The sequence below is a fragment of the Bacillus nitratireducens genome (assembly GCF_001884135.1).
Classification (GTDB): domain Bacteria; phylum Bacillota; class Bacilli; order Bacillales; family Bacillaceae_G; genus Bacillus_A; species Bacillus_A nitratireducens.
Window position 1 is genome coordinate 14,659 of sequence record NZ_MAOC01000026.1, and the last position, 12,865, is coordinate 27,523.

12 protein-coding genes are annotated in these 12,865 nt (G+C 34.5%); 11 read left to right on the forward strand and 1 reads right to left on the reverse strand.

The window, feature by feature from the left end; all coding sequences use genetic code 11:
* Positions 1-3 precede the first annotated feature (3 nt).
* The 11 genes from BAU23_RS09800 (at position 4) to BAU23_RS09850 (ending at position 11,274) form a co-directional block, all read left to right on the forward strand.
* Positions 4-297, forward strand: coding sequence for a putative quinol monooxygenase (locus BAU23_RS09800; RefSeq protein WP_071734275.1), 294 nt, complete (start codon positions 4-6; stop codon positions 295-297).
* A 145-nt stretch (positions 298-442) separates the two neighbouring features.
* Positions 443-1,375, forward strand: coding sequence for an AAA family ATPase (locus BAU23_RS09805; protein ID WP_001023372.1), 933 nt, complete (start codon positions 443-445; stop codon positions 1,373-1,375).
* On the forward strand, positions 1,372-2,481 hold the full coding sequence (locus BAU23_RS09810) for a DUF58 domain-containing protein (protein WP_071734277.1): 1,110 nt from the start codon (positions 1,372-1,374) through the stop codon (positions 2,479-2,481). Before BAU23_RS09805 ends, BAU23_RS09810 begins: the two co-directional genes overlap by 4 nt.
* A gap of 15 nt (positions 2,482-2,496) precedes the next feature.
* Positions 2,497-3,231, forward strand: coding sequence for a hypothetical protein (locus BAU23_RS09815; RefSeq protein WP_000932783.1), 735 nt, complete (start codon positions 2,497-2,499; stop codon positions 3,229-3,231).
* Positions 3,232-3,543: 312 nt separating this feature from the next.
* Positions 3,544-4,050: a DUF3902 family protein gene (locus BAU23_RS09820; RefSeq protein WP_000805744.1), complete on the forward strand. Its 507-nt coding sequence runs from the start codon at positions 3,544-3,546 to the stop codon at positions 4,048-4,050.
* Positions 4,051-4,272: 222 nt separating this feature from the next.
* Positions 4,273-5,376 carry an efflux RND transporter periplasmic adaptor subunit gene (locus BAU23_RS09825; RefSeq protein ID WP_071734280.1) on the forward strand — a complete coding sequence of 368 codons (1,104 nt, stop codon included), beginning with the start codon at positions 4,273-4,275 and terminating at the stop codon, positions 5,374-5,376.
* Positions 5,373-6,047 carry an ABC transporter ATP-binding protein gene (locus BAU23_RS09830; protein ID WP_071734282.1) on the forward strand — a complete coding sequence of 225 codons (675 nt, stop codon included), beginning with the start codon at positions 5,373-5,375 and terminating at the stop codon, positions 6,045-6,047. Before BAU23_RS09825 ends, BAU23_RS09830 begins: the two co-directional genes overlap by 4 nt.
* Before the next feature lie 2 nt (positions 6,048-6,049).
* Entirely contained in the window at positions 6,050-7,228 is a 1,179-nt protein-coding gene (locus tag BAU23_RS09835) for an ABC transporter permease (RefSeq protein WP_071734284.1), read from the forward strand.
* 190 nt (positions 7,229-7,418) lie between these two features.
* Positions 7,419-8,585: a serine hydrolase domain-containing protein gene (locus tag BAU23_RS09840; protein WP_016129762.1), complete on the forward strand. Its 1,167-nt coding sequence runs from the start codon at positions 7,419-7,421 to the stop codon at positions 8,583-8,585.
* A 294-nt stretch (positions 8,586-8,879) separates the two neighbouring features.
* Complete coding sequence (locus BAU23_RS09845) at positions 8,880-10,634, forward strand: adenine deaminase C-terminal domain-containing protein (RefSeq protein WP_071734286.1); 1,755 nt, start codon at positions 8,880-8,882, stop codon at positions 10,632-10,634.
* 112 nt (positions 10,635-10,746) lie between these two features.
* Positions 10,747-11,274 (forward strand): hypothetical protein, encoded by a 528-nt coding sequence (locus BAU23_RS09850; protein ID WP_000723223.1) that lies wholly within the window; start codon positions 10,747-10,749, stop codon positions 11,272-11,274.
* Between the two features lie 120 nt (positions 11,275-11,394).
* Here BAU23_RS09850 and BAU23_RS09855 read toward each other — a convergent pair whose 3' ends face one another.
* Entirely contained in the window at positions 11,395-12,774 is a 1,380-nt protein-coding gene (locus BAU23_RS09855) for a catalase (protein WP_071734287.1), read from the reverse strand.
* Positions 12,775-12,865 lie beyond the last annotated feature (91 nt).

Here is a 12,865-nt window from a genome sequence, read left to right on the forward strand (position 1 = left end):
ACCATGATTATTATTCACGGAATATTTCAAGTAGATCCAGCAAAACAACAATCATTTTTAGAAGAAATTCAGCCACTACTTCATGGTTCAAGAGAAGAAAGTGGAAATGTATCTTATGATCTTTATAAAGATACGGAAAAAGAAAGTGTTTATACGATGGTAGAAGTATGGAAAGATGAAGCAGCAGTTGCGAGTCATAATACGAGTGAACACTTTACATCTTTCGTTAGCAAAGCACCACAATTTTTAACTGCTCCACTTGATATAAAAGTTTATAGTGGTGAACTAGTAAAATAATTAGGTAGAAAAAGATGACTTTAGCATATGGCTGAGGTTATCTTTTTTATTTTGATAGGAATATATTTACTTCTAACGTAATGTGTTATAATTTGGAAAATAAATATTCTTAATTTTAAAAATATTTAAAGGGGTAGTGAAATGTATGAACATATTAAAGAAAATCACTAACAATATTTCAAAGGTCATTATAGGAAAAGATGAATCGATTGAACTCGCAGCGATAGCCCTTATAGCAAGAGGACATGTTTTATTAGAAGATGTACCTGGGACGGGAAAAACAACATTAGCGAAAAGTTTGGCTAAAAGTGTAGACGCTAAATTTCAAAGAATTCAATTCACAGCGGATACTTTGCCTGGAGATGTTATTGGTCTCGAATATTTTGATGTGAAGGAATCAGATTTTAAAACGAGGTTAGGGCCTATTTTTGCAAATATAGTATTAGTGGATGAAATTAATCGAGCTGTACCGAGAACACAATCGTCGTTACTTGAGGTTATGGAAGAACGTACTGTTACAATTGCGAAACAGACACATTCATTACCAGAACCTTTTTTAGTAATTGCAACGCAAAATCCTCTTGAATCGGCTGGTACATTTCCTTTACCTGATGCTCAATTAGACCGATTTTTACTTACTATACGACAAGGTTATCCTACGAGGGAAGCAGAAAAGGAAATGATGAATCGCTTTCAAACGAATGATCCATTAGAAACGCTACATTCTATTATTTCGAGTGAAGAAATAATAAATATACAAAAACGTGCAAGGGAAGTGTTAGTAGGGAATGATGTGCAAGATTATCTTCTTGAAATTATTGAAGCAACTCGTAAGCATGAGTTAATTGAAATTGGTGTAAGCCCGCGAGGCACATTGGCATTTATGCGGGCAATCCAAGCACGAGCAATATTAAATGAAAGAGATTACTGTACACCAGATGATATAAAACTACTAGCTGCATCCGTTTGTGCTCATCGTTTAACGCTAACGATTGAAGGGGAGATGAAAACGACGAAAGAACAAATCATGAAAGAAATTCTTCATACGATTAGTGTGCCAGTGGAGAATGTACGATGAATCAACAGCTTGTGTATACACCTTTAGCGGAGCCTTTCGTAATAGGAGTTATGTCAGTTGTAGCCGTTATTTTATGTGTATTTTCAAGTAATCTACTCATATTATCTCTCGTATTTTTGTATTTAATTTTAATAGGCGCTACGCATATATATATTCGGAAAGTATCTCGCGTTAACTGGAAATACAATCAAGGTAATTCGAACGTTTTTATAGGTGAAACAAATATGTGCAAATTGAAAATTTCAAACAAGTCGATATTTCCTATTTTCAATATCGTATTTCGATTTAAATGTGAAAACAAGCTAACTTGGAATCATGATGAACTAAACAAAAATCATAGTACAGGTTCAAATTATTATTTGAATTTCAATATAAAAGGTGGAGGGACCGTTTCATTTGATTTACAAGCTGTAGCATTAAAAAGAGGTATCGCGAAATGGGAAGAAGTTGAAATTGTTATTACTGATCCATTTGGATTCATAACGAAACATATAACATATAAACAAGTTGATACGCCGTCCTATTTAGTTTTACCAGCCGTTCCGAAAATGCAAGTTCCTGAATTACAAGAATGGTCACGTGGATTTCGAAAAGCGATGTCTTCTCCGCTATATGATGAAACGAAAGTAATGGGAGTGAAGTCTTATGAAAATGAAGATTTTCGTTCTATCCATTGGAGTGCAACGGCAAAAACAGGGACGATAACTGCGAAAAAATATGAACGAACACAATCTGATAAATATGCGATTTATCTCAATTTACAAAATAAAAATGGCGTTTCTTTACGAAATGATATTGAAGAGCTTATTGAATTAACCGCAGGCATATGCAAACAACTGCTCATGCAAGAGTGTTCATTTGAATTATGGATTAACAGCGTGAAAGATAACGGATTATTGCATATAAAGAACGGGGATAATCGGAAACATTTGCAAAATGTATTAAAGGTACTTGCCTCAATATCGGACCAAGATACGCCTGTATCTTCTTCTTATTTTTACACAGCTGGCTTTCGTCGCAAGGAATTGGATGCGGTTCCTTTAATTCTTGGTACTTCTCCAAGGAAATATAGTAGAACGAATAAATGGATTGTAATTAAAGAATAAGAAAGGGCTTATGTTATGTTGAATAAAAAGCGGCATATGAAGGTGAAGTTTTGGAGTGTAAGAGTTTTAATACTACTTTTCTTTGTGGTTAGTGCGATCACGTTATCACAAGGTATTGTGCATGTACAAGACATAGTAAAAGAGCGTTTTTTTAGTGAAAAGAAACCTAAAGAAATTTATAAGGAAACAATAAACAATGAAAATAATGAAGATTATGGCAGACCTTTGGAAGAGACAAAGGTAGGAGATAATGGGAATAGAACGACAACGGGTAAAAAATTTAAAGGTTTTGAAAGGGAAAGTTCATGGGGAGACGTATTTTCTATGCTCTCAAGCTCATGGATTAGTATAGCTTTTTATGTGATTATTGTAATGTCAATTATATATTCCATCTACAAGTACATTAGGAAAAGGTTGACGAAAACTGAAATAATACAGGAGAAAGAATCGGTCACAAAGCAAACTGTGGTAAGAACTATAAAAGATGAAAAAATCATTGATCAGTCAGAAAAGTCATTGCCTACTGATACGATAAGGAAAACGTTAGTTGAATGGGAAAGAACTTTACCATTTCACGAACAGCGAAGGTCTTATGAAACGATGCAACAGTGGTTAAGCAGAATCTGTAGAACACGAGATATTATTCCGATATATGAGTCTGTTCGATATGGTGAAAAGACGTATACGGAGTTAGATGTTAAGAAGACTATGCGGTGGATAGAGCGGGATGGAAAAGGACGACATGAATAATAGAAGATGTACTATAATGAAATAAAAAAGATGGCGGATATAACAAGTAGATAAGTAAATAAAATTAACTGTAAATTAATTTTATTTACTTATATTTAATTACGTGGTAGTGTATACTTACTTTTTTATATCGCTACCAATGGGAAAAGGTTGCCTTAGTAGAGTATTGCGCGTTAAATTCTTTATGAGATTATGTTTGTTTCATTAGTATAGAATGAAAAAGTGATGTACTAGAGTTAAAGAATTAATGGGTAGCATATAAATAAAAAATTATATTTTATTATTAAATTTTTGTAAGGGTGTGAAAATAGAATGAAACCGGTATTGAAAAACATACTTCTTTCCTTTATTTTTTCTGCAGCAGGGATGTGTTGGTTTCTGTTTATGTTAGTTAGAGGAGGCGGAGACTGGTTATTGTCTTGGGTAGGTGTATTAATGGCATTTTTATCTTTATACACATTAATAGATTTATATTGTAAGTATACATACGATAAAAAATTAAGTAAATTGTTTATCAAAGCAACAGTTACTACCTTTAGTTTTGGAGTATTAGGAATCATATTTGGTATAATACACGAGCTATTAACACCATGGAGTCTCAGTTTAATGGTTTGGTATTGGTTGTTAGTGTTACTTTTATTTGTAACGACCATAATATTATTAGTTTTTGTAGTATTTGTTAATCGTAAAAATTATAATATCCCTGGAAGATATAGAATACTTATATTGCTAAATCTATTTCTTACGTTAGGGCCAGTACTATGGCCACTACTTCTTACTATTATCGGAAATGGTATAAACGCTAGTGCAGGATGGTAAAAGTGAATGAAATAAAAAGTTGATATAGGGTTTTAAGTATGTAAGAGAACGTGTTTTCATAAATTGAAAACACGTTCTTTTTTATTGTTAATCTTTATACGAACTTCTTATATTAAGAAAAACTTAAGAAAACATACGAGAAATTATTAAGAAACCAAATATATACTAAAAATCGTCTTCTCCAAAAGAAGAAATAAAAGTATATGAAAAGGTGACATGTAGATGAAAAAGAAAAAGAAAGTATTACTTATCGGTGTATTAATTGCCGGGATTGGGGCTGGAACATATTTTGGTTTAGCAGGTAGTAGTCCGGAAGTAGCGATGGCATATGATACGTATAAAATTACAGAGAAAAAAATTGAAAATGCTCAGAAATTTGGGGGAGAAGTTATTCCGAATGGTATTGAAATGATTGCGTTCGATCTATCAAAAGGGAATTATGAGCTCGCAGTGAAAAAAGGTGATGAAGTAAAAAAAGGACAGTTACTTTTTAAATACAGTGATGCATCTATAAAACTAGAAAAAAGTGAAGCAGATACGCAAAAAAAGTTAGCTGAAAAAGAAGTAGCGTTACTGCAGAAGCAAATTGATAATGCGAAACAAAAGCTGCAAAAGGATAAAGCAAGTGGTGTAGAAAAAGCGATGCTACAAGCAGCTGAGCAAGAAATGCAAGGACAGGAAACACAACTTGAAATGAAGAAGTTTGAAGTTGAAAAGGCTAATCAAATGATACAGGCAATTAAAGAAAAGACGAATGCTTTAGCGGTTACTAGTCCTGCTGATGGTGTGATTGAAGAGATTAGCAAAGAAGCAGATGGGAAAGCAGGAATGAGCGGAGTTACGATTCGAACAGCTGGTTCTTTGAAAGTGAAAGGTCAACTATCTGAATATGAATTATCTCAAGTGAAAGTCGGACAAGAGGTTTCTATTACGTCAAAAATAATAAAAGATAAAGCGTGGACAGGAGCTGTGACGGAAATTGGCACAACACCAATAAAAAGTGCGGATGAGAATAACACAATTTCTAATTATCCATTTGTTGTTACACTAAACAACTCTGAAGAATTACAAACGGGTTTTCATGTCAATGTAATAAGTAAAACCGGCGAAGCAAACGGAACAGTGATTCCGAAAAGCAGCATCGTGAAAAAGGGTGATAAAAACGTTGTATTTATTGTGAAAGACGGTAAAGCAAAGGAACAACCTATCAATATTGATTTTGAAACAGACAACGAGGCGAAGGTTTCTGGTGTGAAAAAAGATGATCAAATTATTTCTAAACCGGAAAAGGATATGGTTGATGGTATGGAGGTTACCACTCAATGATCGAATTAAAAGACATTACGAAATCTTTTCAAAATGGGGAAGAAACAGTTGAAATATTACATGGTATAAATGTAACACTTAACGAAGGGGAATTTACTTCGATTATGGGTCCGTCTGGTTCAGGGAAATCCACGCTTATGAATATTATTGGTTGTTTAGATAAACCGACGGCTGGGATTTATTCATTAGCGGGTCAAAATATATCAAGCATGTCTGAAACAAAATTAGCACACATTCGAAATGAAGAAATTGGCTTTGTGTTCCAAAATTTCATGTTACTTCCGCGCTTAACAGCATTACAAAATGTGGAGTTGCCCCTTATTTATGCAGGGGTAGATAAAAAAGAAAGGCGTGAACGTGCATTAGCAGCCCTAACGAAAGTAGGACTTGCCGAACGATCAAACCATCTTCCAAATGAACTATCAGGCGGGCAAAAGCAGCGTGTCGCTGTTGCTCGAGCGATTGTAAATAATCCGAAATTTATATTAGCTGACGAACCAACTGGTGCACTTGATACGAAAACAAGTAAACAAATTATGAGCCTCTTTTACGAATTAAATAAACAGGGCGCAACAATTATTATCATTACCCATGATCGTGAAATTGGGGAAGCGGCAGCGCGCCAAATTGTAATTCGTGACGGAAATATTGTTCAAGATTGGAGAGGATAAATTTGAATATAAGTGAAAATATACGCATGGCTATATCTTCTATCTTTGCACATAAAATGCGCTCTATATTAACGATGCTCGGAATCATAATTGGAATTAGTGCAATTATCACAATTATTTCAATGGGCGATGGATCGAATGAGAAGCTGAAAGCAGAGTTAAGCCAAGGGAAAGATGATGAAGTAACCATCTTTTACGAAAATCTTGATTACGGTACAGAGAATGCAAAAATTACCCCTGAAATGATAAAGCGGATCGAGCCCGTTCAAGGAGTAAAGGCTGTGTATCCGAATGTAAGTATGGACGTGAAAGTATTTTCTAGTGCAAAAGGAACAAAATTAAGTTTAAATGGTGGAACAGGTAATTTTATGGAGGATAATAAACTAACAATTACCCATGGACGAGAGTTAAATGATCGAGAGTTAGAACAACCAACGCCAGTTGTAATTATAAACGAAGCGGCATTTACAAAATTATTTCATGAGTGGGAAGATGATCTGTACATTGATATAAAAGGAAAACCTTATAAAATTATTGGAGTTTACAAAAGTGAAGAAAGGTTTATTTCTCCAAGTCCTGCAGGGTATACATCACTTGAAAATACGCCACTAATTTCAGGAGTAAGTGAATACGATACAATCACAGTAAAATTACATACTAGAGAGGATCGAGAAAGTGTTGGAAAAGAAGCAGTGGCACGAATAAATGAAATCAAATCGCCAAAATTTGAACATAAATTCAAAGCTTCAGAAGATGGAGACGAATTTATGGGAGATTTAGACGAATCTACGAATATGATGAAAATGGTTTTTGGTGGAATTGCTGGAATCTCATTATTAGTAGGTGGCATCGGTGTTATGAATATAATGCTTGTATCTGTAACAGAACGTACGCGTGAAATTGGTATCCGAAAGGCACTTGGTGCAACGCGTAGTAAAGTATTAATGCAATTTCTTATTGAATCTTGTATTTTAACAGCATTAGGTGGCTTAATCGGATTTATACTTGGCGTATTCTTTGCATGGTTAATTGCGATTTTTGCAGAGTGGCCTTTAATCGTTTCAGTAAACTTAGGACTAATGTCGGTTGGGATATCTATGTTTATCGGTATTGTATTTGGTATATTACCAGCAAATAAGGCGGCCAAATTAGATCCAATTGAGTGTTTACGATATGAATAAGTTGAGGAGAGAATATAACTTTTGTTATGTTCTCTTTTTATATTTGGATAAACGCTTTTTCTCAGCCGATCGTATCAAATTTTGAACGTAAGTATTTCGTAAGGAATGGATAAGAAAAAAGAGAGTTTTATCATATAGGATGAAAGTATAGCTTGAATCAATATGATATGAATAGAGGAGAGAAAGCCTTATGAAAAAATGTTATTCTATTAAGTTAGCGAGTTTGGCAATTTTATTAGCGGGTACTACTTTATTCACACCAGGTTTTACTGTAAAAGCAGAGTCTACTCAAAATATTTCTAGTTCGTCAGAAGCGCAGGATCAAAAGAATCGGAATGGTTGGAAACAAGTCATGCAGGAAACAATCCAAATTGGAGCGCCAGGGGTACTAGCTAAGACGTATAATAATGGAAAAATTAGTAGTTATAATGCTGGCGTCGCGGATTTAAGTACAAAGAAATCGATGAAATCAGATTATCGCTTTCGGATTGCTAGTGTGACGAAGACTTTTACTGCTACGACTGTTCTTCAATTAGTAGGAGAAAATCGCGTGCAACTTGACGATCCAATTGAAAAATGGTTACCGGGTCTCGTAAAAGGAAATGGGTATGATGGCAATCAAATTACGATACGTCAACTTTTGAATCATACGAGTGGTATAGCTGAATACTTAAAGTCAAAAGACGCGGACTTTACGAATACAAGAAAATCGTATACAGCTGAAGAATTAGTGAAAATTGGACTTTCTTATCCACAAGATTTTTCACCAGGTAAGGGATGGTCATATTCAAACACAGGATACGTAATACTAGGAATGCTTATTGAAAAAATAACTGGAAATAGTTATGCGGAAGAAATTGAAAAGAGAATTATTGAACCTCTGGACTTGTCAAACACATTTTTACCAGGGAATTCAACCGTTATTCCAGGAAATAATCATGCTCGAGGGTATTTGAAAATTGACGGAACGAGTGAGCTGAAAGACGTAACCTATTATAATCCGAGTATAGGTAGTTCAGCTGGAGATATGATTTCTAATGCGGACGATTTAAATAAATTCTTTTCATCTTTACTCGGTGGTAAGTTACTGAAGGAACGTGAGCTAAAAGAAATGCTTACTACAGTTCCTACAGAAGGAGAAGGTGTTGGTGATGCATATGGCCTTGGAATCTATGAGACTAAACTTCCAAACGGTATTTCAGTTTGGGGTCACGGAGGAGCAATTCCTGGGTTTATGACTTTTGCTGGCGGAGTAATTGGAGGCAAGCATACATTTGCTGTCAATGTTAACTCTTTAGGTCCGGTTGATATTCTTAAACAGTTTAATAAAATGATGCAAATAGAATTTAAGAAATAGATGAAAAGAATGCAAATGGCATCCTGCTTTAAAGGAAAGTATTAGCATTCATAGTATGACATCAAGTGTAATTCAACCTTATAGTTTAGTATAAAAAAGGATGTCAGTTACACGACATCCTTTTTTATTGAGGATCAAAGAGAGTTTATAATTCTGAAAATTGTTATTTTTATAATCATTTCATATAATGAAAGGTATAGGGCTATACAGGGGAGTAATGAATGGAGAATACTTTAGTTAGTTAATTGTTTTTATTTTAATAAATAAAAGTAAATTGATTTGGAGTGAAATTCATTGGGAGAAAATCAGTTTAGATGGAGTAACAAGCAATTAAGAGAACATGTTGAAGTAATAGATGGCAAAAGAAGTCCGCACATTTTGTTCAAGAATGCAACATATTTAAATTCCTATATGCGCGAGTGGGTGCAAGCAAATATTTGGATCTATGATGACCGCATTATATATGTAGCAGAAAAACTACCAGAGCAACTACACGAATGTGAAGTCATTGATTGTGATGGAAAGTATATAGTTCCAAGTTACATAGAACCGCATGCACATCCATATCAATTATATAATCCTGAAACTTTAGCAAATTATGCGATGCAATTTGGGACGACGACGTTTATTAATGATAATTTAACTTTATTTTTCACATTACAACGTGAAGAAGCATTTCGTGTATTAGATGAATTTGAAAAGATTCCAGCAAGTATGTATTGGTGGTGTCGTTTTGATGGGCAAACTGAATTGCAAAACGGCGAATCTTTATTTAATCGTGAAGAAATAATAGGGTGGCTTAAGCATAAAGCAGTTCTTCAAGGCGGTGAGCTAACGGCGTGGCCAAAGTTATTACATGGCGATGATGAAATGTTATATTGGGTGCAGGAAACGAAACGATTACATAAAAAAGTGGAAGGGCATTTTCCAGGAGCATCTGAAACGACTTTAGCAAAGTTAAAGCTGTTAGGTACAGATTGTGATCATGAAGCGATGACAGGGCAGGAAGCTTTCGCTCGTCTTATGCAAGGTTACACTGTTTCCCTTAGGAATTCTTCAATCCGCCCAGATTTAGAAGTTTTACTGAAAGAATTGCTAGAACTAGGAGTAAAGCAGTTTGATAGATTCATTCTCACTACAGACGGCTCACATCCGTCATTTTATGAAAATGGAATGACGAATAGGATGATAGAAATAGCGATAAAGCAAGGGGTTCCAGTAATTGATGCTTATCATATGGCAAGCTATAATATTGCTCGTTATTATAATGTGGAGCATTTACATGGTTCAATTGCGACAGGTAGAATTGCTAATATTAATATTTTGGAAAGTAAAGAAAATCCGATTCCAATAAGTGTAATTGCAAAGGGGAAATGGATGAAGCGTGACGGAATAAACAAAAATGCATCATTACATATAGACTGGAGTAAATTCAAAGTAACGCCATTATTATTAAACTGGTCCATAGAAAAAGAGGATATGATTTTTTCTCATAAAATGGGTATACAATTATTAAATAACGTTATAACAAAACCATATATGAGTGAAATCGATTTAAACCGTGATGAACTTTCTCTAAATCATGATGAGTGTTTTCTTATGATGATTGCTCGTGATGGTACGTGGCGAGTGAATACAGTTGTAAAAGGCTTTGCAAAAAAATTAGGAGGCCTTGCTAGCACTTATTCTGGTACAGGTGACATCATTCTTATTGGGAAGAATAAAGAAGATATGCTTACAGCTTTTCATAGAGTAAAAGAGCTTGGCGGGGGAATGGTAATAGCTGAAAAGAATGAAGTATTACACGAAATTGCATTACCATTGCTCGGGATTATGTCTAATTTGAAAATGAATGAATTAATACAGGAAGAGAAACAGATGGTGAAATTATTGCAAGAGCGTGGCTACGCATATGACGATCCGGCATTTACCATTTTATTCTTTTCTGCGACGCACCTGCCTTTTATACGGGTAACGCCTATAGGACTATATGATGTGAAAAATAGTAAGGTAGTGGCTTCACCGGTGAATTTGATAAAGCAATGTTAATATGAAAGGCCCTATAAAAGTCCAATTTATAGGGCCTTTCACATTGTTAGCATAAGAATATTGCAAGCCTCAAATAATATAGTATCTAAGTTACTTGAGGTGAAACGTAAGTATGAAAAAAATATTGTATATTTTAAGTGTATTTATATTATGTGTATCTATTCAACAAGTTGTACATTCTCAAACAGATGCACCAGAGCTATCTTCTGATTGTCTTGAAAAAAGGAAAATTCGAGATGACAAGCATGTGAAAAATATAATAAGTGATATTAAATCCACATTTAATTTAAAAATTGATGAACATAGTTTTTGGGAAGTAAGTAAAAGAGATCTGGAGGCTGCGCATTTGATGTATGGTGGGTGGGAAAATGATTCTTATTATAATTCGCTAACTAAAATTTATGATAGTGGTGGATTTAGCGAGCAGCCTAGCTTATTCATGAGGGTACAAGAAGCATTTTTACTTTATAAAGAAAAAGATAATATCAATGTAATGAAACACTTAAACCTAGATGTTGAAAAAGGGGAATGGATCGTTATAGAAACGAAAAAGAAGAAAGGGAAAAAAGTGAAATTCAAGCCGTTACAATGTGAAAAAAAATATTTGAAAAAGAGAAATGAGTACCATAATCTAAAATGAAATAACGGAATTTTGAATGCGGAAAATTTCGTTAATAATTGTAAATAAAGTGGTTGGAATTCCTAGTAATTTCGCCATAAAAAAACGTCATTTTTTATTTTAAAATGACGTTTTTTATACTTAAAGCTTTTGCATCGCACTTTCAATCCTCTTCACCAAATCAGTTGACACTTTATGAAAATACCCTAAAACGACCTTTCTAATATCATCGGAGATAACTTTCAAATCACTAGCTAAGTTTTTAGCAAGATGTTCTTTTTCAATCGGTTTTAACTTCGCATAAAATTCACTAGGCTGCGTAAAGTCATCCTGTTTCGTAATAGAAGTTCTTTCAAGTTTACCTTCAACGTATCTTCCGTCACCGCTCGTTATTTGATTAGCAGGTGTCCAATTTTGCTGTTGGTTAATTGTTATTTTGCGAAATTCAGGTCCAATTCTTCTTCTTTGTGAATCACTATAAATGTTAGCGCGTCCTTGCAGCATTTTATCATCTGATAATTCAGCGCCGTCTAGTAAATTAGAAGGGGAGAAAGCGACTTTTTCTACTTCTTCCATATAATTTTCAGGATTTTTATTTAATATCATTTTGCCGACTGGTATAAGAGGATACGACTTTTCATCCCATACCTTTGTATCATCTAAAGGGTCATAAGAAAGATGTGCTTCATCTTTCGGATCCATGAGCTGGACATATAAACCATATTCCACTGGTTTACCATTTGCAATTGCATCATATAAATCTTTCCCGCTATAATCAGGGTTTTCGGCAGCCAGTTTATTTGCTTCCTCACTAGTAATGAATTGTACACCTTCAAATGGGTACCAATGATACTTTACATACTTTCGAGTACCTTCTGCATTTCTCCAAACATATGTATTAACACTATGTCCTGGGATGTGGCGAAGACTTTTGGCCGTACCAGCATCAGAGTATAAATGGACAACGAAATGAATGGATTCAGGTGCTCTAGCGACAAATCTCCAAAATCTATTCGGGTCTATTAAGTTATTTATAGGTGAAGGTAACAACGCTTGAATCGTTTCAGGGAAACGCATCGGATCACGAACAGAAAAGACAGGAATGTGATTACATAAAAGATCGAAAATGCCTTCCTTTGTATAAAACTTTGTAGAAAAACCGCGTACATTTCTAGAAGTGTCAGGTGTTCCTTTCGTACTAACAGCTAATGAAAATCGAACCATAACAGGAACTTTCTCATTAGAATTTTGTAGAAAACTTAACTTTGTATGTTCTGACATTGGATAGATCGTTTGAAAATAACCGAACGCACCAAATCCTTTTACATGAACAGGTCTTTCTAAAATTTTTTCGTGAATAAATTCTTGTAACGTCTCGTGAAGTACACTATCTTGCTTTAAAATAGGTCCACGTGAACCAACTGTTTGAGAGTGATGTTTGGCTGGTTCATTAAGTTCTCGATTGATATTAAAGGATTCTCCTAATAAAGATTCCCGCTGTTTATCATGTTTTTCATCCATCGATATAGCCTCCAAATCTTTTTTGTCCATTGTTACTAAATATGATTTTATAGCGTTGATTATGTATGACACGCAAAGTTCAAACTAGTAA

Excerpts from the sequence above, each read along its gene's own strand:
- BAU23_RS09830 (WP_071734282.1), top strand. The coding sequence starts at position 5,373 with ATGATCGAATTAAAAGACATTACGAAATCTTTTCAAAATGGGGAAGAA.
- BAU23_RS09820 (WP_000805744.1), top strand. The coding sequence starts at position 3,544 with ATGAAACCGGTATTGAAAAACATACTTCTTTCCTTTATTTTTTCTGCA.
- BAU23_RS09855 (WP_071734287.1), bottom strand. The coding sequence starts at position 12,774 with ATGGATGAAAAACATGATAAACAGCGGGAATCTTTATTAGGAGAATCC.
- BAU23_RS09810 (WP_071734277.1), top strand. The coding sequence starts at position 1,372 with ATGAATCAACAGCTTGTGTATACACCTTTAGCGGAGCCTTTCGTAATA.
- BAU23_RS09805 (WP_001023372.1), top strand. The coding sequence starts at position 443 with ATGAACATATTAAAGAAAATCACTAACAATATTTCAAAGGTCATTATA.
- BAU23_RS09850 (WP_000723223.1), top strand. The coding sequence starts at position 10,747 with ATGAAAAAAATATTGTATATTTTAAGTGTATTTATATTATGTGTATCT.
- BAU23_RS09825 (WP_071734280.1), top strand. The coding sequence starts at position 4,273 with ATGAAAAAGAAAAAGAAAGTATTACTTATCGGTGTATTAATTGCCGGG.
- BAU23_RS09815 (WP_000932783.1), top strand. The coding sequence starts at position 2,497 with ATGTTGAATAAAAAGCGGCATATGAAGGTGAAGTTTTGGAGTGTAAGA.
- BAU23_RS09800 (WP_071734275.1), top strand. The coding sequence starts at position 4 with ATGATTATTATTCACGGAATATTTCAAGTAGATCCAGCAAAACAACAA.
- BAU23_RS09840 (WP_016129762.1), top strand. The coding sequence starts at position 7,419 with ATGAAAAAATGTTATTCTATTAAGTTAGCGAGTTTGGCAATTTTATTA.